21 protein-coding genes are annotated in these 25101 nt (G+C 70.1%); 18 read left to right on the top strand and 3 right to left on the bottom strand.

Annotation, left to right across the window (positions count from 1 at the left end; translation table 11 throughout):
• Positions 1-3: 3 nt before the first annotated feature.
• The 3 genes from ABTW65_RS15275 to ABTW65_RS15265 are packed head-to-tail and all read right to left on the bottom strand — an operon-like array spanning position 4 to position 4594.
• Positions 4-2295: a transglutaminase TgpA family protein gene (locus ABTW65_RS15275; RefSeq protein WP_350661433.1), complete on the bottom strand. Its 2292-nt coding sequence runs from the start codon at positions 2293-2295 to the stop codon at positions 4-6.
• The gene (locus ABTW65_RS15270) at positions 2292-3587 is read right to left on the bottom strand and encodes a DUF58 domain-containing protein (RefSeq protein ID WP_350661430.1); all 1296 of its coding nucleotides are present in this window, start codon (positions 3585-3587) and stop codon (positions 2292-2294) included. The genes ABTW65_RS15275 and ABTW65_RS15270 overlap by 4 nt, the downstream gene beginning before the upstream one ends.
• Positions 3588-3616: 29 nt before the next feature.
• On the bottom strand, positions 3617-4594 hold the full coding sequence (locus tag ABTW65_RS15265; protein WP_350661429.1) for an AAA family ATPase: 978 nt from the start codon (positions 4592-4594) through the stop codon (positions 3617-3619).
• Positions 4595-4814: 220 nt separating this feature from the next.
• Between ABTW65_RS15265 and mraZ the strand changes: the two genes are divergently transcribed.
• The 18 genes from mraZ to ABTW65_RS15175 all read left to right on the top strand — a co-directional run bounded on the left by mraZ (position 4815) and on the right by ABTW65_RS15175 (position 24881).
• On the top strand, positions 4815-5237 hold the full coding sequence (gene mraZ, locus ABTW65_RS15260; RefSeq protein ID WP_008363047.1) for a division/cell wall cluster transcriptional repressor MraZ: 423 nt from the start codon (positions 4815-4817) through the stop codon (positions 5235-5237).
• A gap of 249 nt (positions 5238-5486) precedes the next feature.
• Complete coding sequence (gene rsmH, locus ABTW65_RS15255) at positions 5487-6485, top strand: 16S rRNA (cytosine(1402)-N(4))-methyltransferase RsmH (RefSeq protein ID WP_350661426.1); 999 nt, start codon at positions 5487-5489, stop codon at positions 6483-6485.
• Positions 6482-7078, top strand: a complete 597-nt coding sequence (gene ftsL, locus ABTW65_RS15250) for a cell division protein FtsL (RefSeq protein WP_350661424.1) — start codon at positions 6482-6484, stop codon at positions 7076-7078. The genes rsmH and ftsL overlap by 4 nt, the downstream gene beginning before the upstream one ends.
• A 12-nt stretch (positions 7079-7090) precedes the next feature.
• Complete coding sequence (locus tag ABTW65_RS15245) at positions 7091-8914, top strand: peptidoglycan D,D-transpeptidase FtsI family protein (RefSeq protein WP_350661423.1); 1824 nt, start codon at positions 7091-7093, stop codon at positions 8912-8914.
• Positions 8915-9068: 154 nt separating this feature from the next.
• Positions 9069-9503 (top strand): MarR family winged helix-turn-helix transcriptional regulator, encoded by a 435-nt coding sequence (locus ABTW65_RS15240; protein ID WP_350661421.1) that lies wholly within the window; start codon positions 9069-9071, stop codon positions 9501-9503.
• A 56-nt stretch (positions 9504-9559) separates the two neighbouring features.
• Positions 9560-11275 (top strand): MFS transporter, encoded by a 1716-nt coding sequence (locus tag ABTW65_RS15235; RefSeq protein WP_350661419.1) that lies wholly within the window; start codon positions 9560-9562, stop codon positions 11273-11275.
• Between the two features lie 61 nt (positions 11276-11336).
• Positions 11337-12875 (top strand): UDP-N-acetylmuramoyl-L-alanyl-D-glutamate--2,6-diaminopimelate ligase, encoded by a 1539-nt coding sequence (locus tag ABTW65_RS15230; protein ID WP_502890590.1) that lies wholly within the window; start codon positions 11337-11339, stop codon positions 12873-12875.
• A 137-nt stretch (positions 12876-13012) separates the two neighbouring features.
• A complete protein-coding gene (gene mraY / locus ABTW65_RS15225; protein ID WP_350661417.1) occupies positions 13013-14131 on the top strand; it encodes a phospho-N-acetylmuramoyl-pentapeptide-transferase in 1119 nt (372 codons plus the stop codon).
• Positions 14131-15594, top strand: coding sequence for a UDP-N-acetylmuramoyl-L-alanine--D-glutamate ligase (murD, locus tag ABTW65_RS15220; protein ID WP_350661414.1), 1464 nt, complete (start codon positions 14131-14133; stop codon positions 15592-15594). Before mraY ends, murD begins: the two co-directional genes overlap by 1 nt.
• Before the next feature lie 193 nt (positions 15595-15787).
• Entirely contained in the window at positions 15788-17080 is a 1293-nt protein-coding gene (gene ftsW, locus ABTW65_RS15215; RefSeq protein ID WP_350661412.1) for a putative lipid II flippase FtsW, read from the top strand.
• A 13-nt stretch (positions 17081-17093) separates the two neighbouring features.
• Positions 17094-18170 (top strand): undecaprenyldiphospho-muramoylpentapeptide beta-N-acetylglucosaminyltransferase, encoded by a 1077-nt coding sequence (gene murG / locus ABTW65_RS15210; RefSeq protein WP_350661410.1) that lies wholly within the window; start codon positions 17094-17096, stop codon positions 18168-18170.
• A complete protein-coding gene (murC, locus tag ABTW65_RS15205) occupies positions 18167-19585 on the top strand; it encodes a UDP-N-acetylmuramate--L-alanine ligase (RefSeq protein ID WP_350661408.1) in 1419 nt (472 codons plus the stop codon). Before murG ends, murC begins: the two co-directional genes overlap by 4 nt.
• Positions 19586-19602: 17 nt before the next feature.
• A complete protein-coding gene (locus tag ABTW65_RS15200) occupies positions 19603-20517 on the top strand; it encodes a cell division protein FtsQ/DivIB (RefSeq protein ID WP_350661406.1) in 915 nt (304 codons plus the stop codon).
• A gap of 227 nt (positions 20518-20744) precedes the next feature.
• A complete protein-coding gene (ftsZ, locus tag ABTW65_RS15195; protein WP_350661404.1) occupies positions 20745-21983 on the top strand; it encodes a cell division protein FtsZ in 1239 nt (412 codons plus the stop codon).
• 41 nt (positions 21984-22024) lie between these two features.
• Entirely contained in the window at positions 22025-22735 is a 711-nt protein-coding gene (pgeF, locus tag ABTW65_RS15190; RefSeq protein ID WP_350661402.1) for a peptidoglycan editing factor PgeF, read from the top strand.
• The gene (locus ABTW65_RS15185) at positions 22735-23439 is read left to right on the top strand and encodes a YggS family pyridoxal phosphate-dependent enzyme (RefSeq protein WP_350661400.1); all 705 of its coding nucleotides are present in this window, start codon (positions 22735-22737) and stop codon (positions 23437-23439) included. Before pgeF ends, ABTW65_RS15185 begins: the two co-directional genes overlap by 1 nt.
• A gap of 36 nt (positions 23440-23475) precedes the next feature.
• On the top strand, positions 23476-23961 hold the full coding sequence (locus ABTW65_RS15180) for a cell division protein SepF (RefSeq protein WP_141803932.1): 486 nt from the start codon (positions 23476-23478) through the stop codon (positions 23959-23961).
• A gap of 152 nt (positions 23962-24113) precedes the next feature.
• Positions 24114-24881 (top strand): DivIVA domain-containing protein, encoded by a 768-nt coding sequence (locus ABTW65_RS15175; protein WP_229788310.1) that lies wholly within the window; start codon positions 24114-24116, stop codon positions 24879-24881.
• The last annotated feature ends 220 nt before the right edge of the window (positions 24882-25101 follow it).

Here is a 25101-nt window from a genome sequence, read left to right as displayed (position 1 = left end):
CCTCTAGGACGAGATCAGCTCCCGCTCGGACCGGGCAACCGGTCCGTCGGAGGCTGGTGCCGGCGGGCGGCGGAAGACCGACGCCGGCCACAGGCGTGCCCGGCGACGGGCACGCCGATCGGCGTTCTCCCTGAGCGTGGCCGAGACCAGGCGTACGTCGTCCCCGACCGCCACGGTGTCGCGATGCTCCGCATAGCGGTTGCGCTCGACGGCGGCGACGACCCGCTGCAGAGCGAGCATCGGTTCGCGACCCTGCAGATGCGGAGCCAGGCTGGTGGCCTCCTCCCGCGGTGAGCGGGTCCCGGACCAGGGGAGGCCCAGGTCGATCGCGGTGTCACCCAGCTCGGTCCAGCCAGCCTCGGCATCGCCGGCGAGCCGAGTCGTACGCCGTCGGCGCCGGATCACCGCCGGCGCCGCGAGCGCGATCAGGCCGACCAGGGCCCCGATCCCCAGGCCGGTCCAGATGGCGCCCGCGTTGGACTCCTCGGTGCCGGTGTCGGCCACCTCGGCGGTGTCGGGCTGCTCGCGCTGCGGCCGGTTGGGCACCGGCGCGACGCTCGTGCCGGCGCTGGGAAGAGGGGCCTCCGGCTCGTTGCTGGCGTTGCCCAGCGCACCCGTGGTGTAGCCGGGCTCGCTGGTGTCGGCGGCCGCCGGCGTGGGCTCGAAGCGGATCCAGCCGATGTCCTCGAACCACAGCTCGGGCCAGGCGTGCAGGTCGCGGCCGCGGAACTGCCACACGCCGTCCTCGTCCCGGTCGCCGCCCAGGAAGCCGAAGGCGACCCGCGCCGGGATGCCGAGCTCGCGGGCGAGCACGGCCATGGCAGTGGCGTACTGCTGGCAGTAGCCGATCTTGTTGTCGGTCAGGAAGTCCAGCAGCGCCGCGCTGTCGGTGCCGACGTCACGCTCCAGACTGTAGGTGAACTCGCCGCTGTGCCTGAACCAGTTCTGCAGGGCGACCGCCTGGGCGAACGGCCGGTCCTGGCCCGCGGTCCGCTCCAGGGCGATCTGCTCGATCTCGTCGGGGAGCAGCGGCAGGTCGGTCATGCCCGGTGGGGCGCCGACGCCGGGGTCCCCGGCGGCAAGGAGGCGCTCCTGGGTCGGCTCGACGGGGGCGGCGGTCATCCGCCACCTCGTCCCGGCCACCGTCTGGTCCCTGCCCTCGGTTGACATGAAGTCGAGGGTGTCCTCGTCGTAGCGCCACGGCCCCCTGGCTGTGACCTCGAGGGGATGGGCGAAGATCGGGAGCCAGGTCGACTGGAACTTCGCGCTCGCCTTCAGCTGATAGGTCGTCGGATCGCCCAGCAGGGTCGGGTCGGACATCGGCGGCTCGAAGGTGGCCACGCCGCTGTTGTCGGAGGGCACGTCGCGGTTGCCCGAGGTCCATTCCGTGCCGGTGAACTTGGTCAGGGCCCCGACGCGAAGATAGGACGGGGGAGTCTCGGTGTCGCCGTAGACGGGGGTCACCGACACCATCACCTGGTCGCTCTGCCGGCGCAGGTCGTCGTAGAGCCCGACGGTCGGGTTGATCACTCGCAGCGGCCCGTCGCCGTCGCCCGGACCCAGGCCGGGCAGGGAGACGCTCGGGCTGGGCAGCCAGGCCGGGGCGAGCAGGGCGATCGCGACCGCGGAGACGCCGATGACCGCCGGCCCGGCGGCAGGCGCCACCGGGAGGTCGTCGTCGAGGCGACGGCCCCAGCGGCCGAGCTGCTGGGCACGGTCGAGGCGCAGCATCACCAGGAACGAGGTCGCGGTGAGCGCGAAGACGACCCAGGAGACCCCGCCCCAGCCGCCGGCACCGATGATGCTGAAGGGCACCGTGAAGACGCCCAGCACCACGAGCCCCATCATCGGCGGGCGCCGCAGCGAGACCGCCAGGATGTCGGCCAGCAGCACCGCCGCGACACCGCCTGGGATGAGGTACGGCGCCACCTCCGCCCCCGACATCGGCAGGTCGAACGGGTTGAACGCGACGTACGCCTCGGTCATCTCGGCCGTCACCCGTGCCCGGCCGCCGCCGGTGACCGGGAAGGGGTGCTGCACGACCAGGAGGCTGGTCGCGATCGTGCCGAGGAGCACCTGCAGCAGGACCACGACCGAGCCGTGCACGCGCAGCAGCCGCGCGGAGATGCCGGTGCCGACCACGAGCAGGCCGGCGACCAGGATCGGGCCGAGGTAGGGGAACCGGGTGCTCGTGAACGAGCCCCACGACGACAGCGCGAACAGCACGGTCAGGAAGCAGGTCAGCGGCACCGCCATGGCGGGCACGACGCCGCGGGTGTCGCGGGAGGTCATCATCGCGATGCCCCCACTCCGGCTGCCGCGCCCCGGGTGCCGAGCTCGCGCCAGCGCGTGGCCACCGAGTCGCCGACCCGGAGCTCGACAGCCTTCCAGCCGTGCTGGATGAGCAGGGGTACGCCGCTGGGCCGCCGTTGCTCGGGCGCCAGGTGCACCGCGCTCCAGCCGTCGACGGCGAGCGAGAAGGCGAGCGCGGACCCGGTGTGGTGACGCACTCGGCGAAGCACGCCGGCGTCGTCCTCGTCGAGAGAGCCGAGCACGGCCACGGTGACGCCGCCCTGGCCGGCCTCGCCGATCCAGGAGGCGTCGATGCGGTGGTGCTGGACGGTCTCGACCACGGCGAGCGCCTCCAGCAGGGCGGCCGCGTCGGCCTGGCCCTCGCGGTCGTGCCAGCCGGCGTTGAGCTCGCCGCTGCCCCCGGCGACGCCGGGGGTGTGGCCGCCGGAGGTGACCAGCCGCACGGAGTAGCCGGCCTCGACCAGGTGCACCGCGACCGAGGCGGCGACCACGACGGCGTGCTCGAAGGAGGAGCCCGCGCCCTGGCCGCGGTGGACCGAGCGGCGGTTGTCGAGGAAGACGGTGGCCCGGGCCTGCCAGGGCTGCTCCTCGCGGCGCACCATCAGCTCGCCGAGGCGGGCCGAGCTGCGCCAGTGCACTCGCCGCAGCTCGTCGCCGCGCCGGTATTCACGCACCGTGACGTCCTCCGCGCTGCCACCGAGGAACGCCCTCGGCCTGGAGTCGCCCGACGAGGTGGCGTTTCCGGTCAGGGGAGTCGAAGGCAATGCGACCACCCTCGGCGTGACCGTGAACGGGACTGTCGACTGGAAGGCTCGGTTGAGCTCGACCAGGCCGAACGGGTCGGCCACCGTCACCCGCATCGGGCCGATGTCGAAGCGGCCCCGGATCTCGGAGCGGATCTGGTAGCCGAGCTTGTGGCGCCACCCGAAGCCGATCCGGTCGACCACGAAGCGCGGACGCCCGCCCAGCGCGTAGGGCACCGTCTCCTCCAGCAGCAGGGTCCCGGTGGGGATCCGGCCCTCGTTGGCGATGGTGAGCTCGACCCTGGCGGGCTGGCCGGCCTCGGTCAGGTGCGGCTCGATGTGGCGGACGAGCGCGAGCCGGTAGCGGCCCCAGGCGGCGACCACCGCGGTGACCAGCGGCAGAGCGACCAGCAGCATCCCGATCCGGGACAGTGTGGACTGGTCCAGCAGGATCCCGCAGACGATGGCAGTGATCCCGGCGGCCAGGAAAGCCCGGCCCCGGACGGTCAGTCCTGACAGTGCCTCACGCATCGCGCCCCTCCTTGAAGTCGGCCCGAGGGTCAGGTCTGTGGCACCGCGACGGTGGACACGACGGCCTCGAGGATGTCGGTGACCGACCGGCCGTGCATCGCCGCGGAGGCGCTGGGGAGGAGACGGTGGGCAAGGACCGGACCGGTCAGCCTGCGTACGTCATCGGGGAGGACGAACTCGCGTCCGTGCAGTGCGGCATGAGCCTTGGCGGCCCGCAGCAGGTGGAGGCTCGCCCGCGGCGAGGCGCCCAGGGCGAGCTCGTTGTTGGTGCGGGTCGCCGCGGTCAGGGCCACGGTGTAGCGGCGGACCGCCTCGGAGACGTAGATCTGGTTGACGACGCCGACGAGCTTGCGGATCTCCACGGCGTCGGTGACCGGGTCCAGGTCGTCGAGCGGGTTGGACGCGCTGTGGTTGGCCAGCATCGCGATCTCGGAGGCGACCGGCGGATAGCCGACCGAGACCCGCGCCATGAAGCGGTCGCGCTGCGCCTCGGGGAGGGCGTACGTCCCCTCCATCTCGATCGGGTTCTGGGTCGCGATCACCATGAACGGCGAGTCCAGCTGGTAGGTCACGTTGTCGACGGTGACCTGATGCTCCTCCATGCACTCCAGCAGCGCCGACTGGGTCTTGGGGGAGGCACGGTTGATCTCGTCGCCGACCACGATGTTGGCGAAGATGCCACCCGGGCGGAACTCGAACTCCCGGGTGTTCTGGTTGAAGATCGACACCCCGGTGACATCGCTCGGAAGCAGGTCGGGCGTGAACTGGATGCGGCGCACCGAGCAGTCGATCGAGCGCGCAAGCGCCTTCGCGAGCTGGGTCTTGCCGACCCCGGGCACGTCCTCGATCAGGAGGTGTCCCTCGGCGAGCAACACGGTCAGCGTGGAGTCGACGACGTCGGTCTTTCCTTCGATCACCTTCTCGATGCTGTCGCGAATGCGGCCCGCGACCCGCACCAATGTCTCGATCTCTGCCCCATTCGATGAGGCCTCCAACGGCGTCGTCACGTCGCGTCCTTCCGACTCACCCAGCTTATGGGAACACCGTACGGGGTAGCGCCTACGGGCGTCTGCGTCATTCACCCGACTGTGACATCAGCAGGGGAGCGGGGTGTGGTGGGAAAACGCCTCGTGGGGGAGGAAGGTGGTTTGAAAGTGGGGGATTGTGGGGTACGGTGGGGCAAAGTGGAGGAACGATCCACGTTGAGCTGACCGCGGGGGCGAGCACATGTTCTTCATGGGCACGTACACGCCGAAGCTCGACGAGAAGGGCCGGATCTTCCTCCCCGCAAAGTTCCGAGATCGACTGGCGGAGGGGGTTGTCGTGACGCAAGGTCAGGAGAACTGCCTCGTGGTGTGGCCCGAGGATGTCTTCATGCAGGAGGCGCAGCGGGCCCAGCAGACGCCGCTCACCTCTCGGGACGCACGTGACTACGCCCGTGTCCTCTTTGCAGGGGCCGAGCAGACGACACCGGACAAGCAGGGCCGGATCGGCATTCCGCCGCTCCTGCGCGACTACGCCGGGATCGTCAAGGACGTGGTCGTGATCGGTGTGATGGACCGGATCGAGATCTGGGACCCGGCCAAGTGGGCGGAGTACTCCGCGGGTGCACAGGCCAAGTTCGCAGACCTCGACGAGTCGACGGACTGATAAAGGGACAGATCGACAAAGCGACAAGCAGCAGAGCTGATCGAGAAGCAAACAAGTCAACAGCGGATCCGCAGGACGAGGTCTCAGTCCCGCTCCACTCATCCAGCCATCCGGGGCACCTTCCCCGGCTCCGGACGGCACAGGTGGTGACGGAGCGGGCATGAGACCTGGCTCTGCGGATCCGTGGCGTTGTCAGCCCGTGTCTCTCTCAAAGAGGCGGGCAGAACACACACCAGATGAAGCCGTGCGATGGGGGTCGAGGCGGTGACGAACCAGAAGCACGTGCCGGTGATGCTCGACCGCATCGTCGACCTGCTCGCGCCGGCGCTCACCGATGGTGGGGTCCTGGTCGACTGCACGACCGGTCACGGCGGTCACACCGAGGCCGTCCTCGAGCGGATCCCCGGATCCAGGGTGATCGGCATCGACCGTGACACCTACGCCCTCGGCATCGCGGGGGAGCGGCTGGCCCGCTTCGGCGACCGGTGGACAGGGGTCCACGCGGTCTACGACGAGATCCTCGACGTCGTCGCCGGGCAGGGCCTGAACGAGGTCCAGGCGGTGCTCTTCGACCTCGGCGTCTCCTCGATGCAGCTCGACCAGCGCGAGCGCGGGTTCGCGTACGCGGAGGACGCGCCGCTCGACATGCGGATGGACGCCACCCGGGGTCAGACCGCGGCGGACGTCCTCAACAACTACTCCGCGGGCGACCTGACCCGGATCCTGCGGGACTACGGCGAGGAGAAGTTCGCCAAGAAGATCGCCTACGCCATCGTCAAGCGTCGCGAGACGGTGCCGTTCACGACGAGCGGGCCCCTGGTGGAGCTGCTCTACGCGGAGATCCCCGCACCTGCCCGTCGCACCGGCGGACATCCGGCCAAGCGCACCTTCCAGGCGCTGCGGATGGAGGTCAACGACGAGCTCGGGGCGCTGCGTACGGCACTGCCGGACTCGCTCGAGGCCGTCGGTCTCGGTGGCCGGGTGGTGGTCGAGTCCTACCACTCGCTCGAGGACCGGCTCACCAAGCGGGCCTTCGCCGAGGCGACGAAGCTGGACGTACCTCCCGACATGCCGATCGTGCCGCCCGAGGCCGAGCCGTCGTTCCGCCTGCTCACCCGTGGTGCCGAGCAGGCCAACGAAGCCGAGATCGAGGAGAACCCGCGCGCCGCTTCGGTGCGACTGCGCGCGGTCGAGCGCACCAAGCCCCGAACCAACCTTCCCAAGTCGAACCCTGGAGCAGCCAGATGAGCATCTCCGCCGCGCCACAGGCGCCTGTGCGCAGCCCGGACCGGGCCACCGAGACGACCCAGACACGGCTCACCGCCGTGCCGGCGCCGCTGCCTGCCCCGATGGCGCCGCGGCTGCCGTTCGTCGTGCTCGTCTCGATGCTGCTCGTCGGTGGCGTCGTGGGTCTGCTCGTCTTCAACACCTCCATGCAGCAGTCGGCCTTCCAGGAGCAGCGTCTCCAGGAGCAGGCGACCACGCTGGCCGCTCGGGAGCAGGCGCTCGACGGTGAGCTGAAGAAGATGGAGGACCCGCACAAGATCGCCGCCAAGGCGAAGGATCTCGGCATGGTCGTCCCGCAGAACGCCGCCATGCTGCGCGTCCCCGAGGCGAAGATCGAGGGCGAGGCGGCCGCGGCCGACCGCTCCGCGACGCCGCCGCTGCACCCGAAGGTCGCCAAGCCCTACAGCGTGCTGGTCGCCGAGCAGAAGGCGGCCGAGGCGGCCGCCGCGAAGAAGAATGCGGCCGAGCTCGCCGAGAAGAAGCGCGAGCAGGAAGCGGCAGAGAAGCAGGCGGCCGAGGAGCAGCAGCGTACGTCTCCGGGCGAGGCTCGGTAGGGGAGGAGAGCGATGGCCCAGCGACAGGTCAAGCGGAAGGTCCGCCGGCCGGCGCGACGTCCTGCCCCACGGGCCACGCCGAAGGCGACGCAGCGACGCGGGCCGGTGCACATCCGGCTCCGCGTCGGCTTCATCCTGGTGGCGATGGTGCTCTCGGTCTTCGGTGGCCGGCTGGTGCAGCTGCAGGGCATCGACCCGCACTCGTACGCCGCGATGGCGGCCGCCGAGAACGTCGTCGATGTCGTGCTGCCGGCCGAGCGCGGCGAGATCCTCGACCGTGACGGCGAGGCGCTGGCCGACTCCTCCGACGGGCTGATGGTGCTGGCCGACCCGAAGCAGACGAAGAAGGACGCCCCGGCGATCGCCGCGTTCCTGGCCAAGGAGCTCGGGGTCGACTACGCCTCGGCGCTCGCCAAGCTCCGCAAGGACGGGAGCCGGTTCCAGTACATCAAGCGTCAGGTGCCCGCGACCCAGGCGACCGCCGCGGTCGAGAAGGCGGGCAAGGAGGGCTACCAGGGGCTGTGGACCAGCCGTGACCCGCTGCGCAACTACCCCAACGGCGACGTCGCGGCCAACCTGGTCGGCTTCCTCGGCAACGACGGCCCGCTGGCGGGTCTCGAGGCCGCCTTCGACAAGCACCTGGCAGGCAAGGACGGGCATGCCGAGTACGACGCGACCAGCCCGGTCAGCGGCACCCGGATGCCGCTGGGCACCAACAACCGCGTCGACCCGGTCGACGGCAACGACCTGCGGCTCACCATCGACCGCGACCTGCAGTACTACGTGCAGCAGACCCTGATGGACGCCGTGCAGAAGTCGCGCGCGGAGTCGGGGATGGCGGTGGTCATGGACACCCAGACCGGCGAGATCCTGAGCCTGGCCGACTACCCGACCTTCGATGCCCGCGACCCGGCGGCGTCCCCGAAGTCGCTGCGCGGGAGCAACGCCCTCTCCAACGTCTACGAGCCCGGCTCGGTGCAGAAGGTGCTCACCGTCGCCGGCCTGCTCGACCAGGGGCTCGTCTCGCCCTCGACCCGGCTCAAGGTGCCGGGCTCCTACAGCTCGGGCGACGCCGACATCCACGACTACTACGAGCACGGCATGGAGAAGCTCACCCTGGCCGGCGTGATCGCGAAGTCGTCCAACATCGGCACCGTGATGGCCGCGGACAAGTTCGAGGACGGCCAGCTGCGCGACTACCTGGCCGCTTTCGGTCAGGGCCAGCGCACGGGCCTCGGTCTCGACACCGAGTCGGCCGGTCTGCTCGCCTCGCCGGAGACCTGGAACCCGGCCGACGAGGACCGCATCGACTTCGGCCAGTCGATCTCGGTCAACGCCGTGCAGATGACCGCCGCGGTCAACACCATCGCCAACGGCGGCGTACGCATCGACCCCAGCCTCATCGCCGGGAGCGCCACCAACAACTCCGGCGCCGAGGTCGGCACCGACACCGCCCAGCGCAACCGCGTGGTCTCCGAGGAGGCCGCCTCCCAGACCGCGGAGATGATGGAGCGGGTCATCAACGACCCCGTCAACGGCACCGCCAAGCAGGCCGCCGTCCCCGGCTACCGCGTCTCCGGCAAGACCGGCACCGCGCAGCGGGTCAACTCCGAGTGCAAGTGCTACGACGGCACCACCACGGTCTCCTTCGGCGGCTTCGCCCCCACCGACGATCCGCGGTTCACGGTCTACGTGGCCATCCACAACCCCGGCAACGGTGGTGGCGGTGGCACCGTCACCGGCCCGGTCTTCTCCCAGATCATGTCCTTCGCCCTGCGCCGCTACGGCGTCCCGCCGACCGGCACCGCGCCGTCGAAGATGCCTACTGGTTGGTGAGTTGCGCGGTTGCAGGGATACCCGGTTAACCGGGTATGCCTGCACTTCTCTGGCAATGCAACGCCAGAGAAGTGCAGGCATTGCCTGTGCGCTGTGACGGATGAGACAGATGATCCACCCCAAATACATAACATAGCTATGTTATGTTTCTCGGGTGAGCACGACATCTGCCTCCGGACGTGACCTGTCGCTCGCCCTCGAGAAGGTGGTGCGACTGGTGCGGGAGGTGTCGACCGCGGGGGACGTGTCGCCGACGGCGGCCACGGTGCTGGCCGGGCTGGCGAGGACGGGGCCGCAGCGGGTCACGGACCTGGCAAAGGTCGCGGGGGTGTCCCAGCCCGCGATGACGCAGCTGGTCAACCGGCTCACCCAGCAGGGGATGCTCGCCAGGGTCGCCGATGACGCCGACAGGCGGGCAGTCCTGGTCGAGGTCACCGACGCCGGACGAGAGGTCCTCGAGACCAGGCGCGGACAGCGAGCCGGCGTGCTCGACGCCGCCCTGGCCCGGGTCTCCGTGGAGGACCGTGCCGCCATCGCGGCGGCGCTGCCGGCCCTCGACCGGCTCGTCGACGCCGTGCTCGATTCCTGACGCGCCGGCCTGCCGGCGACGCGTACGAAACCAACGTCTGAGAAGAGGCGAGAAGAATGAGCTCCCACCAAGGGGCAGCTGCCGCAAGTCCGTTCAAGCAACCACGCGCCGTGTGGGCGGTCGCGTTCGCGTGCGTGGTGTCGTTCATGGGCATCGGGCTCGTCGACCCGATCCTCCCGGTGCTCGCCGAGGAGCTGGCCGCAACGCCCGCACAGGTGTCGCTGCTGTTCACCAGCTATCTCGTGGTGACCGCCGTGGCGATGATCGGGGTCGGCTGGGTCTCCAGCCGGATCGGCGCGAAGTGGACGCTGGTCCTCGGCCTGGTGCTGATAGTCGTGTTCGCCGGGCTGGCCGGGACCGTCGACGGTGTCGACGGCATCGTCGGCTTCCGGGCCGGCTGGGGCCTGGGCAACGCGCTGTTCATCTCCACCAGCCTCGCCGTCATCGTCGGCTCGGCGACCGGAGGGTTCGCGGGAGCGATCATCCTCTACGAGACCGCGCTCGGCCTCGGCATCGCGGTCGGGCCGCTCCTCGGCGGCGTCCTCGGTGGCATCTCCTGGCGCGGCCCGTTCTTCGGCGTCTCCGCGCTGATGGCGATCGCGCTGGTCGCGACGCTGGTCTTCCTGCCGCCGACGCCCAAGCCGGAGAAGAAGGTCACTCTGCTCGCGCCGCTCGCCGCGCTGCGCCACCGCGGGCTGCTGACGATGGGCATCATGGCGCTGCTCTACAACTGGGGCTTCTTCACCCTGCTCGGCTACGCGCCCTACCCGATGGGGCTGCACGACCCGCTCCAGCTCGGCTGGGTCTTCTTCGCCTGGGGCATCCTGGTCGCCGTCTTCGCCGTGTGGGGCGCTCCGTGGGCGCAGCGCCGCTTCGGCACCGCGCCGACCATCTACGTCAATCTGCTCGGTCTCGGTGCCCTGCTCGCCGTCATCGGCCTGGGCGTCTCCTCGCCGACCGTGGTCATCGTGGCCGTGATCCTGTCCGGCATCTTCGTCGGCCTCAACAACACGCTGACCACCCAGGCCGTCATGCTGGTCTCGCCGGTGGAGCGGCCGATCGCGTCGTCGGCCTACGGTTTCGTACGCTTCATCGGCGGCGGCCTCGCGCCCTTCGCCGCGGGCAAGATCGCCGAGGCGACCGACCAGTCAGTGGCCTTCTACGTCGGCGCCGCGGCGTTCCTGATTGCGATCCCCGTCCTGGCCAGCGGGCACAAGCTGATCACCGCCGCCGAGTCGGCCGAGACCGCCGACCCGGTCAGGCCGACGCTCGAGCCCGTCGGCCCGGTCCGGGGTGAGGGCCGCCCGGTGCTGGTCGCCGTCGGCGCCACCCTCGACGCCGACGCCGTCGTCGACCGGGCCGCCGAGATGGCCGCCGCCGTAGGCGCGCCGCTGGAGGTGGTCCACGTCCGCGAGACCGAGGTCGTCGAGGAGCTCGCCATCGACGCCGAGGAGCCGGAGATGGCCGCCGCGACCGTACGCGCTCACCTGGACCGCCTCGCCGCCCGCGGCGTGACCGCGACCGGTCTGGTGCTGCACAGCGTGGGCGACCATGCGAGCGCCGGGGTGGAGCTGGCCAGGTATGCCACCGAGGTCCGCGTCCGCACGATCGCGCTCGGCTCCTCGCCCCGTGGCCGTGCCGCGCAGCTCGCTGACGGCTCGATCACCTCCGCTGTCGTGCGCAACGCCGGCGTACCTGTCGTGCTCGTCGTTCCCGATCAGGAGCCGCACGAGCTCAGCGCCGCGGCGCTGACCCAGCTGCGCCACGCCTGAACGCCACGCCTGAGGTCGGCCCGGCGGGACCTGGTCCCGCCGGGCGGATAACCTTCGCCAGGTGAGCAGTGCGTACGAGACGGCGGATCCCAAGAGCCCGACCCGCCCGCGAGTGACCGAGCCGGTCACGCTGGCCGACCTGGCCGGCGAGTTCGGTCTAAACGTACGCGGCGAGGCCCGCGTCACCGGGGTCACGCTGAGCTCCCAACGGGTGCTGCCCGGTGACCTCTACGCCGCCGTCCCCGGCAGCCGGGCGCACGGCGCCAGCTACGCCGCCAGTGCCGTCGAGGCCGGAGCGGTCGCCGTGCTCACCGACGCCGCCGGCGCCGCCGAGCTGGAGGCGCAGGGCCTCGCCGAGGTGCCTGCGCTGCTCGTCGAGCAGCCGCGCAAGGTGCTCGGTGCGCTCTCGGCCCGTATCTACGGCAACCCGTCGGGCAAGCTGCGGCTGATCGGGGTGACCGGCACCCAGGGCAAGACGACGACCACCCGGCTGGCCGAGAGCGCGCTGCTCGACGCCGGCCACCGCGCCGGCGTCATCGGCACCGTCGGCACCCGGATCGGCGGGCGCGACGTGAAGACGCCGCTGACCACGCCCGAGGCTCCCGACCTGCACGGCCTCTTCGCCCGGATGGTCGAGGAGGGCACCGAGGCCTGCGCCATGGAGGTCTCCTCCCACGCCCTGGTGATGGGACGCGTCGACGGGGTCGTCTTCGACGTCGCCGTCTTCCTCAACCTGGGCCGCGACCACCTCGACTTCCATGAGACGGTCGAGGACTACTACGCGGCAAAGGCCGACCTGTTCACCCCGGAACGGGCGATGTTGGGCATCGTCAACATCGACGACGAGCACGGCCGCCGCCTCACCGCCGAGGCGACCATCCCGATCCTCACCTACGCCCTGCACGACGACACCGCCGACTGGCGCGCCACCGACGTCGAGCTGCGCCCCGACGGCTCCACCTTCACCGTCCACGGCCCCGACGGCCTGGAGTTCCCGGGCGCGAGCCCGCTGGCTGGCGACTACAACGTCAGCAACACCCTCGCCGCCCTGGCGAGCATCCACCACGCGTACGGCGAGGAGACGGTGGTGCGCGATGTCGCCACCGCCCTCGCGAAGGGCTCCGGCGTCCCGGGACGCCTCGAGCGGATCGACGAGGGCCAGCCGTTCACCGTCGTGGTCGACTACGCGCACAAGCCGGACGCGGTCGAGGCCGCGCTCGGCACGCTGCGTCCGCTGACCCAGTCCCGGCTGATCGTCGTGATCGGGGCCGGGGGAGACCGCGACACCGGCAAGCGGCCGATCATGGGGGAGATCAGCGCGCGGCTGGCCGACCACGTGATCGTCACCGACGACAACCCCCGCACCGAGGATCCGGCGAGCATCCGACGACAGGTTCTGGAGGGCACCACCGGCGGCAGCGCGAGCGTCGAGGAGATCGGCGACAGGCGGGCCGCGATCGTACGCGCGATCAGCCTCGCCGAGCCCGGCGATATCGTCGTCGTCGCAGGTAAGGGGCATGAGACGGGCCAGGAGATCAACGGCGTCACCCACCCGTTCGACGACCGCGAGGTCGTCCGTGCGGCGTTGGCCACACAGTGATCGATGTGCAGATACGGCGGGGTGCCGCAGAGCCGGCGAAGCCGTAGGGAAGAATGCCCGGGGCCGGTGTCTTCGCTATGCACACCGGCCCGGGGGCAAGGACATGAACGGCATGGCAAGGAAGGCACCCGGCTGACATGAGAGCGATCTTGCTGAGCGGAGCGATTGCGCTTCTGTTCTCGCTGCTCGGCACCCGATTTGCGATCGTACAGTTCACGAAGTTGGGCTACGGCCAGGAGATCCGCGAGGACGGGCCGACCACCCACCGAACCAAGCGCGGCACCCCGACCATGGGCGGCGTCGCGATCGTGATCTCGGTTGTCGTGGGCTACTTCGCGGCCAAGCTGTTGACCGGGGATGCCCCGAGCGCGACGGCCTATCTGCTGCTGTTCCTGCTGGTGGGCATGGCGGCGGTCGGCTTCGTCGACGACTTCATCAAGGTCTTCATGCAGCGCAACCTCGGTCTGCGCGCGTGGTCCAAGATGGTCGGGCAGACGCTGGTCGCGGTGGGCTTTGGAGCAGTGGCGATCCACCCGGGGCTGGCCAACGTCGACGGCATCACGCCGGCGGCCGACCAGCTCTCCTTCATCCGTGACTTCGGTCCACACTTCCTCGGTGGGGACGGCATCCTCTACTGGCTCGGTGGAGCCCTCCTGCTGGTCATCTTCTGGATCATGGTCACCGGCACGTCCAACGCCACCAACCTCACCGACGGGCTGGACGGGCTGCTGGCGGCCTCCTCGGCGATCGTCTTCGCCGCCTACACGATCATCTCGATCTGGCAGAACAACCAGCGCTGCGGCCGCCCGAGCGTGGAGATCGGCACCTGCTACGAGGTGCGCGACCCGCTCGACATGGCGATCCTCGGCGCCGCGATCAGCGGCGCCTGCATCGGCTTCCTGTGGTGGAACGCGAGCCCGGCGAGGATCTTCATGGGCGACACCGGCTCGCTCGCGCTCGGCTCCGTGCTGGCCGGCTTCGCGATCCTGTCGCACACCGAGTTCCTGCTGATCATCCTCGGCGGCCTCTTCGTCACCGAGACGCTCTCGGTGATCCTGCAGACGGGCTGGTTCAAGCTCACCCGCAAGGTGACCGGCACCCCGAAGCGGATCTTCCGGATGACACCGATCCATCACCACTTCGAGATGCTCGGCTGGGAACAGGTGACCGTGGTGATCCGGTTCTGGATCATCACCGGTCTCTGCGTCGCGGCCGGTCTGGGAATCTTCTACGCCGAATGGGTAGCGACCATCTGATGACTGAGCCAGACGACATGGCTGAGAAGCTCGACAAGCTCGGCCGCAACGACTCCTGGGAGGGCGTGAAGGCGGTCGTGGCCGGCTTCGGCGTCTCCGGTTTCGCGGCCGCCGACAACCTCACCCACCTGGGTGCCTCGGTGATCGCGCTCGACGAGTCGCCGGGCGACGAGGAGCGCCAGGAGAAGGCCAAGCTCCTTGGCATCCTGGGTGCCGACGTACGCCTCGGCGAGGGTGCCACCCACGTGCTGCCCGACGACGTCGACGTCGTGGTCACCTCTCCCGGCTGGCGGCCGACGGCTCCGCTGCTCGCCCAGGCGCGTGAGCGTGGGGTCCCGATCTGGGGCGAGGTCGAGCTCGCCTGGCGGCTGCGCGACCCCGACAACGCCGCCCCCTGGCTGGCGGTCACCGGCACCAACGGCAAGACCACGACCGTGCAGATGCTCGACAACATCCTGCGTACGGCAGGGCTCCGGTCCGTCGCCGTCGGCAACGTCGGCCTGCCGATCGTCGAGGCCGTGATGGACCCCGAGCCCTACGACGTCTTCGCCGTCGAGCTCTCCTCCTTCCAGCTCCACTACACCTCCTCGATGGGCGCCCAGGCCTCCGTCGTCCTCAACATCGCCGAGGACCACCTCGACTGGTACCCCTCGATGAAGGAGTACGCCGCCGACAAGGGCCGCGTCTACGAGAACGTCGAGCGGGCCTGCGTCTACAACGTCGCCGACGAGGCCACGCTGCACCTGGTCGAGGAGGCCGACGTCGTCGAGGGCGCCCGCGCGATCGGCTTCACCCTCGGCACCCCGGCGGTGGGTCAGCTCGGGATCGTCGAGGACATCCTGGTCGACCGGGCCTTCATCGAGGAGCGTCAGACCTCCGCCGCGGAGCTGTGCCAGATCTCCGACCTCGCCTCCTCCGCGCCCCACTACGTTCAGAACGCGCTGGCCGCGGCCGCGCTCGCCCGGGCGCACGGGGTCTCCCAGGCCGCCGTACGCGACGGGCTGAAGTCGTTCCGCCCCGACGGCCACCGCATCGAGGTCGTCGCCGAGGCCGGCGGTGTCACCTGGGTCGACGACTCCAAGGCGACCAACCCGCATGCCGCGCAGGCCTCCCTGCAGGCCTACGACCCGGTGATCTGGATCGCCGGCGGCCTGGCCAAGGGCGCCCGCTTCGAGGACCTGGTCGCCTCCATCCACGACCGGCTGCGGGCCGTCATCCTGATCGGTCAGGACCGCGACGTCATCGCCTCCGCCCTCGCCGCCCATGCCGGGGACCTCGAGATCGTCGAGCTCGACGACCCCGACGGCGTGGCCGCTCTCGCGGAGGCCGTCGAGATCGCCGCCGCGCTGGCCAAGCCCGGCGACACCGTGCTCCTGGCCCCCGGCTGCGCCAGCCAGGACCAGTTCCGCGACTACAAGGCCCGCGGCGACGCCTTCGCCGACGCCGTACGCCGCCAGCTCTGACCCCACGAGCCGAGACGTCACTCCGGTCGGCCGAGTTGGCACCGCGCTGCCAACTCGGCCGACGCGGGTGACGCCTCGGCCGACGCGGGTGACGCCTCGCCACGGGCGACACGCGGGGGAGATGCGCCGCGAACGCGGAGACGGCGGCGAGAATGTAATGGACGTACGTCGCACCGCAACTGGGAGGTAGGCCGTGACGACCACCAGCCCCGACCAGACCGGTTCCGGCTCGGCCGAGCAGGCCAAGGCGTACCCGAAGTCGGTTCTCGGCTACCTCAAGGCCTGGTTCCACGCGCTGAGGGTCGCGCTGAACCGGCCGCTGGCCGCCTACTACCTGCTGCTCACCAGCACCGCGCTGCTGCTGACCATCGGGCTGATCATGGTGCTGAGCGCCTCGAGCGTGTGGGCCTACACCCAGATGGACAACTCCTACGCGATCGTCGGGCGGCAGGTGCTGTGGGTGATCATCGGCATCCCGTGTGCGTTCATCGCCTCCAGGATCAGGCCGAAGCACCTGCGACGGCTGGCCTGGCCGGGGTACATCGTCGCCTGCGTGCTGCTCTTCCTGACCATCTTCCTCGGCCATGACGTCAACGGGCAGCAGAACTGGATCGGCGCCGGCCCGGTCAAGATCCAGCCGAGCGAGATCGCCAAGCTCGGGATCGTGCTGTGGGCTGCCCACGTCTACGCGCTCAAGGAGCGCCGGCTCGACAGCCTCCACGAGGTGCTGATGCCGGTCCTGCCGGGCATCGCGCTGGCGACCGGGCTCGTCCTCGCCGGCCGGGACCTCGGCACCGCCCTGGTCTTCTTCGCGATCGTGCTCGGGATGCTGTGGGTGGTCGGTGCGCCGGGGCGGCTGTTCGGGATGGCGATCTCGATCATCGGCGTCTCGGTGCTGTTCCTGATCAGCACCGACACCGAGCGGCTCGCCCGGCTGACGAGCTTCGCGGACCCGTTCAAGGACTACCACGGGCAGGGCTGGCAGCCTTCCCACGGTCTCTACGCACTCAGCTCGGGCGGCATCCTGGGCCAGGGGATCGGGGCGTCGCAGCAGAAGTGGGGCGACCTGCCCGAGGCCCACACCGACTACATCTTCGCGGTGCTGGGCGAGGAGCTCGGCCTGGTCGGCACCCTGCTCGTCGTCGGCCTCTTCCTGACCCTCGCCTTCGCGCTGGTCAAGGTCGCGCGCCAGACCGACCGGCCGTTCGTACGCTACTTCAGCTTCGGCGTGCTGGTCTGGCTGCTGGGCCAGATGATCATCAACGTCGGCATGGTGCTCGCGCTCCTGCCCGTCATCGGCATCCCGCTGCCACTGGTCTCCTACGGCGGCTCAGCGCTGATCCCGTCGATGGTCGCGCTCGGCGTCGTGATCGGCTTCGCCCGTCGTGAACCGGCGGCAGCCGCGGCGCTGAAGCAGCGTAAAGCCTTGGCAAAGGATCGGGCGCGCCAGGCAGCCGCTTACCGGTCCGCTCAACGCAACCGATAAGTTCGGACGCATCATGAAGGCCCTCCTCGCCGGCGGTGGCACCGCTGGACACACATCCCCCCTGCTCGCCACGGCTGACGCCCTGCGCCGACTCGATCCGAGCGTGGAGGTGACCTGCCTCGGCACGCCTCGCGGCCTGGAGAACCAGGTGGTCCCCGCCGCGGGCTACCCGCTCGAGCTGATCCCGCCGGTCCCGATGCCGCGCCAGCTCAGCAGCGACCTGCTCAAGGTGCCTGCCAACCTGAAGGGCGCGGTCGACGCGACCTACGAGGTGCTCGACCGGGTCCGGCCCGACGTCGTCGTCGGCTACGGCGGGTACGTCTCGGTGCCGGCCTACATCGCCGCGAAGCGGCGCCACATCCCGGTGATCGTCCACGAGGGCAACTCGATGCCCGGCTACGCCAACAAGGTCGGTGCTCGCCTCGCCGACCGGGTCGCGGTCAGCTTCCCGGACACCAAGCTGCCCAAGGCCGAATACATCGGGCTGCCGATCCGCCGGATGATCTCGACGATGGACCGCTGGGCGCTGCGCGCCGAGGCGCGCAGCTTCTTCGGGCTCGACCAGCACCGCCCCACGATCGTGGTCACCGGTGGCTCCCAGGGCGCCCGGACGATCAACGAGTCGGTCTCCGGCGCCTACCCGGCCCTGGCCAGCAACGGGATCCAGGTGCTCCACGTGATCGGCCCGAAGAACGAGCTGGCCTCGCCCGGCCCCGGCTACCACGTGCTCAACTACGTCGACCGGATGGACCTGGCGCTGGCCGCGGCCGACCTGATGATCTGCCGCTCCGGCGCCAACTCGGTGATCGAGGCGAGCGCCGTGGGAGTGCCGGCTGTCTACGTACCTCTCCCGATCGGCAACGGCGAGCAGGCGCTCAACGCGCGGGCCGTCGTCGACGCCGGTGGCGCCGTGCTCGTCTCCGACGCTGACATGAACGCCGCCTGGGTCACCAGCCACGTACCCCCGATCGTCACCGACCGGGCCCGCCTCGAGGCGATGTCGAAGGCCGCCAGCGACCTCGTGCCTCGCGACGCCGACGAACGGCTGGCACGGATCGTCCTGGAGACGGCGCAAGGAGGCAGGTCATGAGAGTTCCGGTTCCCGAGCACATCCTTCCCGCCGAGCAGTTGGGCAGGGTCCACTTCATCGGCATCGGTGGGGCGGGTCTGTCCGCGATCGCCCGGGTCATGCTGGCCCGCGGGATCGAGGTCTCCGGCTCCGACGGCGCCGACTCCTCGATGGTCGCGGCGCTGCGCGAGGAGGGCGCGACCGTCTACGTCGGCCACGACGCCTCCCAGGTCGACGGCGTCGACACGCTGATCGTCTCCACCGCGATCCGCGAGGACAACCCGGAGTACGTCGCGGCCGTCGAGAAGGGCCTGCGGATCTACCCGCGCTCGGCCGGCCTGGCCTCGGTGATGGAGGGCCGCCGCGTCCTCGCCGTCGCCGGCACCCACGGCAAGACCACCACCACCTCGCTCCTGACCGTCTCCCTGCAGGCCGCGGGCGCCGCGCCGACCTACACCGTCGGTGGCGAGCTGGCCGCCTCGGGCACCAACGCCGCCGAGGGTTCGGGCGACCTGTTCGTCGCCGAGGCCGACGAGTCCGACGGCGCCTTCCTGGTCTACAAGCCGTACGCCGCCGTCGTCACCAACGTCGAGGCCGATCACCTCGACCAGTGGGGCACCGAGGAGGCCTACCGCGAGGGCTTCGCCCAGTTCGTGGGGCGGCTGGCTCCCGACGGGTTCTTGGTCGCGGTCATCGACGACCCCGGCGCCGCCGACCTGCGCCACGTCGCCCACTCGCTCGGCCGCCGCTTCATCGGCGTCGGTGAGTCGGAGCTGGCCGACGTACGCGCCGTCGACGTCGTCCTGGAGGGCACCACCTCCTCCTTCACCGTCGTCGACGGGCTCGACGAGCTGGGCCGGGTCACGCTGCAGATCCCCGGGCGCCACTACGTCGCCGACGCGCTGGCCGCTCTCACCGTCGGCCTGCGCCTGGGTCACTCCTTCGACCTGCTCAAGGCGGGGCTGGAGTCGTTCACCGGCACCCGGCGGCGGATGGAGCGCAAGGGAGAGGCCGCAGGCGTACGCGTCTACGACTCCTACGCCCACCACCCCTCCGAGATCGCCGGTGACCTCGTCTCCGGCCGGTCCGTGGCGGGGCAGGGGCGGCTCATCGTCGCCTTCCAGCCGCACATGGTCTCCCGCACCCGGATCTTCGGAGAGGAGATGGGCCGCGTGCTCGGCGCCGCCGACGAGGTCGTCGTCCTCGACGTCTACCTCGCCCGCGAGGACTACGACCCCGAGGTCACCGGCAAGCTCGTCGCCGACGCGGTGCCGCTGCCGCCCGACCGGGTCGTCAGCGTCGCCGGGCTCGAGGAGGCCGCTGTCGAGCTGGCCCGCCGCGCCCGTCCGGGTGACCTCGTTCTGACCCTCGGGGCAGGTACCGTGACGGAGGTGGGCCCGATGGTGCTCGCCAGGCTACGTACGGCAGAGCAGTAACGCTGGGGGAGGCGAGCATGGCGGAGAAGGGGTCAGGCGTCGAGACCGAGATCGCCGAGGCCCTGGAGATCGCCCAGTCGGCGTCCGGGGAGCGCGAGATCGACCTCGACTCGGAGGAGGCCAAGGCCGGCGCTGAGTCGAGCACGGAACCGGAGCCGGAGGAGTCTCAGGACGAGCCTGCGGCTGTTGATCCGGCGACCCTGAAGAGCCGCAAGGCCTTCGCCCGGCGCCAGTGGCGCCGGCGCTGGCTGGCGTGGCGCTACCTCATCGTCGGCACCCTGGTCATCGCCCTTCTGCTCGGCGGGATCTGGGCGGTCTACTTCTCCACCTGGCTGCAGGTCAAGGGCACCTCGGTGCACGGCGCGATGAAGATGACCAGCGCCAAGGAGGTCGTCGAGTTCGCGGCCGTCCCTGTCGGGGAGCCGCTGGCCACCGCCGACCTCGAGGCCGTGCAGGTGCGGGTGCTCAACGGGCTGCCGATGGTGCGCTCGGTCAACGTCTCGCGCGAGTGGCCCGACAAGATCCGGGTCGACGTCACCGAACGTACGCCGGTGGCCGTCGTCTCCATCGGCGGCCGGCTCCGCGCGCTCGACGAGACCGGCACCGTCTTCTGGGACTACAAGAAGGCGCCCTCCGGCCTGCCGATGGTGAACACCGTGACCGGCACCAACTCCGACGCGCTCCGCGAGGCCGCCGCGGTGGCCTCGGCCCTCCCAGCCAGCCTGGCCAAGCGGGTCGACCACGTCGAGGTGACCACCGTCGACTCGATCTCCCTGGAGCTGCGCAACGACAAGCGTGTGGTGTGGGGGAGCAGCGCCCAGTCCGACACCAAGGCCGACGTGCTGGTCGCGTTGATGAAGGCGGAGCCCGACGTGGCCCGCTACGACGTCTCCGTGCCCGGCCAGCCGGTCACCAGCAAGAGCGTCGACTGATCCGGAGCGGGGATCCTCTCTACTCCACGGCACTGCCGGATTGCCCCTACCGGACGGCAACGGATCGGCACAACTGATCCGCGTCCGCGTGTCGCGCCAGTTTGAGGACGTACGTCTGCCTACTGTTCTGAGAACGGCGAGGTTGACATAACTATAACCCTCAGGCTGAGGGTAAGGGTTGAGAAACCCGTCGTAAGAACCAACCAGCGATCGAAGGGGCGACCACCGTGGGAGCTGCACAGAACTATCTGGCGATCATCAAGGTCGTCGGCATCGGTGGCGGCGGCGTCAACGCTGTCAACCGGATGATCGAGGTCGGCCTCAAGGGGGTCGAGTTCATCGCCATCAACACCGACGCCCAGGCGCTCCTGATGAGTGACGCCGACGTGAAGCTCGACATCGGTCGCGAGCTGACCCGCGGTCTCGGTGCCGGCGCCAACCCGAGCGTGGGGGAGAGCGCCGCCGAGGACCACGCCGACGAGATCGAAGAGGTCATGAAGGGCGCCGACATGGTCTTCGTGACCGCCGGCGAGGGTGGCGGCACCGGCACCGGTGGCGCCCCTGTCGTGGCCCGCATCGCCCGCTCCCTCGGCGCCCTGACCATCGGTGTGGTGACCCGCCCGTTCGCCTTCGAGGGCCGTCGTCGCGCCAACTCCGCCGAGGACGGGATCGCCAAGCTCCGCGAGGAGGTCGACACCCTCATCGTCATCCCCAACGACCGGCTGCTGTCGATCTCGGACCGCAACGTTTCGGTGATGGACGCGTTCCGCCAGGCCGACCAGGTGCTGCTGCAGGGTGTCTCCGGCATTACCGACCTGATCACCACGCCCGGCCTGATCAACCTCGACTTCGCCGACGTGAAGTCGGTCATGTCCAACGCCGGCTCGGCGCTGATGGGCATCGGCTCCGCCCGCGGTGACAACCGCAGCGTCGAGGCCGCCGAGATGGCCGTCTCCTCGCCGCTCCTGGAGGCGTCGATCGACGGCGCCCACGGAGTCCTGCTCTCGATCGCCGGCGGCTCCGACCTCGGCCTCTTCGAGATCAACGAGGCCGCCGCGCTGGTCGCCGACGCGGTCCACCAGGAGGCCAACATCATCTTCGGCGCGACCATCGACGACGCGCTCGGCGACGAGGTCCGGGTGACCGTGATCGCGGCCGGCTTCGACGGTGGCATGCCCAAGCGCCGCGAGGGCCAGTCGGCACTCGGCACCATGCAGAGCCGCTCGACCAGCTCCCAGTCGGCCAACAACGGCGAGACCGCCGCCGTGGCCACCGCGGTCGCGACCCGACGCGCCGAGGAGGCCGAGGAGACCCCGGCCGCCGAGCCGGCCAAGCCCGCCCAGCCGGCCCCGGCGACGCCTCCGCCCGCGGCTCCGCCGGCCGAGCCCGCTCCGGTCGCCAAGAAGCCCGCTCCGAGCGTCCAGTACAGCGATGACGAGCTCGACGTTCCCGATTTCCTGAAGTAAACACAGCCTCGAGTAAGAACAGTTTGAAGTAGGTCCCATTCTTGTATTCCTTCCGAGCCGCAGCAGGCCTCGTCGACCTGGCGTTCACCGACAGGTACGGCGGGGTCAGTCTCGCTCCGTACGCCGAGCTCAACCTGGCGGTCAACGGATCGGACTCGCCGGAGGCGAAGGCCGAGAACCATCGGCTGCTGCTGGCTGACTTCGCCGACGGCGCGCCCTACGCCGACCTCTACCAGGTCCACGGCAACGCGGTCGTCGACGCGGAGTGCGGCACCCGCCCCGAGGCGGACGGGATCGTCACCACCGAGCGTGACCTGGTGCTGCTGGTCCGCACCGCCGACTGCGTACCCGTGCTGTTCGCGGACGAGGCGGCCGGGGTCATCGGCGCGGCACACGCCGGACGCAAGGGGATGGCGGCCGGGGTCGTGCCCGAGACCATCGCCCGGATGCGCACGCTCGGCGCGACGCGGATCAGCGCCTGGGTGGGGCCGCACGTGTGCGGCAAGTGCTACGAGGTGCCTGCCGAGATGCAGGAGGAGATCGCCGCGGTCGAGCCGGCCGCGCGCGCCACCACGAGCTGGGGCACCCCGAGCCTCGACGTCGGTGCCGGAGTGCTCGCCCAGCTGGCCCGCGAGGGTGTCGAGACGGTCGATGCCGGCCGCTGCACCCGAGAGTCCGAGGACCTCTACTCCTTCCGCCGCGACGGCGCCGGCATGTCGCTGGGCGCCCTGATCCGGTTGCGTGGTGCCTGATGGCGACCGATCGCGCCGATGAGATCGCCGCGGGGCTCGCCGAGACCCGCGAGCGGATCGCTCTGGCCGCCAAGGCCGCCGGTCGCCCCGCTGCCGACGTCCACCTGGTCGTCGTCACCAAGTTCTTCCCCGCCTCCGACGTACGCATCCTGGCCGGTCTCGGCGTCACCGACGTCGGCGAGAACCGCCACCAGGAGGCGGCGGCCAAGGCGGCCGAGTGCGCCGACCTCGGGCTGCGCTGGCACTACATCGGCGGGCTCCAGTCCAACAAGGCGGCGGCCGTGGCCGGCTACGCCGACGTGGTCGAGTCCGTCGACCGGTCCTCGCTGCTGCCCCGGCTCAGCCGCGGCGCGGGTGAGCGCGGCCAGATCCTCGACGTGCTCCTGCAGGTGTCCCTCGACCCGCCTGGGCGCGAGGGGCGTGCCGGGGCGGATCCCGATGACGTACGCGACCTGGCTGCCGAGGTCGAGACGACCGACGGGCTCCGGCTGCGAGGCCTGATGGCCGTGGCGCCTCTCGGTGAGGAACCGGAGCAGGCTTTCGTCCGGCTGGCGCGGATCCGGGAGGACTTCCTGGTCGAGTATCCCGAGGCGACCGTGCTGTCGGCGGGGATGAGCGGAGACCTGGAGCAGGCGATTGCCCATGGCGCGACACACGTACGTGTCGGGTCTGCGGTCCTCGGAGAGAGGCCAACTGTCAAGTAATGTCTCGGTCAGCAATACTTTGGGGAAGGTGGCGACATGAGCGGCGCGATGCGCAGGTTCGGTGAATACCTCGGCCTGCTCGAGGACACCGGGTACGACGACGATGTCTACGAAGGTGACGACGACGAGACCCGCTCCCACCAGGCCGTCAAGGCCCCGGTGCGGTCGAAGCAGTCACGCCCGGCTCCGGTGGCTGACCTTTCCGAGCGGCGACGAGCAACGGTGGTGCCCGCAGTGGCAGAGCTTTCCAAGATCATCACGCTGACCCCGACGTCCTACAACGAAGCGCGTCAGATCGGCGAGAACTACCGCGACGGCACGCCGGTGATCATGAACCTCACCGAGATGAACGATCCGGACGCAAAACGGCTCGTCGACTTTGCCGCCGGCCTGATCTTTGCTACCTATGGAAACATCGAGAGGGTCACCAACAAGGTGTTTCTTATCTCACCTGCGAACGTTTCGGTCACGGCTGAGGCCAAGCAGAGGATCGTTGAGGGCGGCTTCTTCAACCAGAGCTGAGGCCTTCGACACCTGCTCGTAGGTGCTTGGATGCGGTCCGCATCTGGCATGTCTACGGACAGGCGCTAGAGTTTCGACAGCATTACCTGATGCCGCCCCCCGGCGGTGCAGTCCGTACGTCTGAGTCAACCGAGTAATGAATGGGTGAGGTCATGCCGCTGACGCCAGAGGACGTGAGCAACAAGCGCTTTACTCCCGTCCGGCTCCGCGAGGGCTACGACATGGGCGAGGTGGACCAGTTCCTCGACGAGGTCGAGGCCGAACTGGCACGTCTCACCCGGGAGAACGACGACCTTCGCGGGAAGTTGGCATCTGCGCAGTCGGGTGGGGGTCCGTCCTTCCCGATGGCTCCCGAGCCGCCCGCTCCTGAGCCGATGCCGGCTCCTGAGCCGGTCTCGCACCAGATGCCGATGTATCAGGAGGCACCGCAGACCGGCGGCATCGAGACGATCCGGGTCGAGACCGTGCCGGAGGCGTCCAACGCCGCCGCGCGCCTGCTCGAGCTGGCCACGCGCAACCACGATGCGCTCATCGACACGGCCAAGAACGACGCCGACAAGATCGTCGGCGAGGCCCGGACCAAGGCCGAGCGCCTCGAGGCCGAGTCGAAGTCGAAGGCCGACCGCATGGAGGCCGACGCGCGCACCCGTGCGCAGATGCTCGACAGCGAGACCGCCGAGCGTCGCCAGCAGCTCTTCGGCGAGCTCGAGCGCGAGAAGGACAACCTGACCACCGAGGTCGACACCCTGCGCAACTTCGAGCGTGAATACCGTTCGCGCCTGAAGAGCTACTTCACGCAGCAGCTCGACGCGCTCAACAACTCGGCTGAGTCACAGGCGCCCGTGATGGCTGCCGCCGTCAACGAGTCGGGCCCGGCGCCCAAGCGCCTGCGCTCCATCCTGGGGGAGGACGAGGGCTGACGCCTTCGTAGTCAGGCTTCCATCGGCCGGTCCCGCCTCGCGGGGCCGGCCGATGCGTACGTCCACCGCGGTCCGCCTGAGCCCGTCGGCTCAGGCAGGAACGCGTTGTAGCAGGTGAGGCGGGTCCTGTAAGAGGATTTCGGAGTTTTTCCACGCTGCGGACCAATATGCGTGCAGTTTCGGTGTGTTAGTTGAGCGGAGCCGAATCCCGGGCTACATT

The sequence above is a fragment of the Nocardioides sp. NPDC127503 genome (assembly GCF_040302165.1).
Taxonomy (GTDB): Bacteria; Actinomycetota; Actinomycetes; order Propionibacteriales; family Nocardioidaceae; genus Nocardioides.
The sequence above is the reverse complement of the archived record's forward strand: the minus strand, read 5'-3'. Positions and strand labels throughout refer to the sequence as shown.

Excerpts from the sequence above, each read along its gene's own strand:
- mraZ (WP_008363047.1), top strand. The coding sequence starts at position 4,815 with ATGTTCTTCATGGGCACGTACACGCCGAAGCTCGACGAGAAGGGCCGG.
- murG (WP_350661410.1), top strand. The coding sequence starts at position 17,094 with ATGAAGGCCCTCCTCGCCGGCGGTGGCACCGCTGGACACACATCCCCC.
- ABTW65_RS15270 (WP_350661430.1), bottom strand. The coding sequence starts at position 3,587 with ATGCGTGAGGCACTGTCAGGACTGACCGTCCGGGGCCGGGCTTTCCTG.
- ABTW65_RS15235 (WP_350661419.1), top strand. The coding sequence starts at position 9,560 with ATGAGCTCCCACCAAGGGGCAGCTGCCGCAAGTCCGTTCAAGCAACCA.
- murD (WP_350661414.1), top strand. The coding sequence starts at position 14,131 with ATGACTGAGCCAGACGACATGGCTGAGAAGCTCGACAAGCTCGGCCGC.
- murC (WP_350661408.1), top strand. The coding sequence starts at position 18,167 with ATGAGAGTTCCGGTTCCCGAGCACATCCTTCCCGCCGAGCAGTTGGGC.
- ABTW65_RS15180 (WP_141803932.1), top strand. The coding sequence starts at position 23,476 with ATGAGCGGCGCGATGCGCAGGTTCGGTGAATACCTCGGCCTGCTCGAG.
- ABTW65_RS15245 (WP_350661423.1), top strand. The coding sequence starts at position 7,091 with ATGGCCCAGCGACAGGTCAAGCGGAAGGTCCGCCGGCCGGCGCGACGT.
- mraY (WP_350661417.1), top strand. The coding sequence starts at position 13,013 with ATGAGAGCGATCTTGCTGAGCGGAGCGATTGCGCTTCTGTTCTCGCTG.
- ABTW65_RS15200 (WP_350661406.1), top strand. The coding sequence starts at position 19,603 with ATGGCGGAGAAGGGGTCAGGCGTCGAGACCGAGATCGCCGAGGCCCTG.
- ABTW65_RS15175 (WP_229788310.1), top strand. The coding sequence starts at position 24,114 with ATGCCGCTGACGCCAGAGGACGTGAGCAACAAGCGCTTTACTCCCGTC.
- ABTW65_RS15275 (WP_350661433.1), bottom strand. The coding sequence starts at position 2,295 with ATGATGACCTCCCGCGACACCCGCGGCGTCGTGCCCGCCATGGCGGTG.
- ftsL (WP_350661424.1), top strand. The coding sequence starts at position 6,482 with ATGAGCATCTCCGCCGCGCCACAGGCGCCTGTGCGCAGCCCGGACCGG.
- rsmH (WP_350661426.1), top strand. The coding sequence starts at position 5,487 with ATGGGGGTCGAGGCGGTGACGAACCAGAAGCACGTGCCGGTGATGCTC.
- ABTW65_RS15185 (WP_350661400.1), top strand. The coding sequence starts at position 22,735 with ATGGCGACCGATCGCGCCGATGAGATCGCCGCGGGGCTCGCCGAGACC.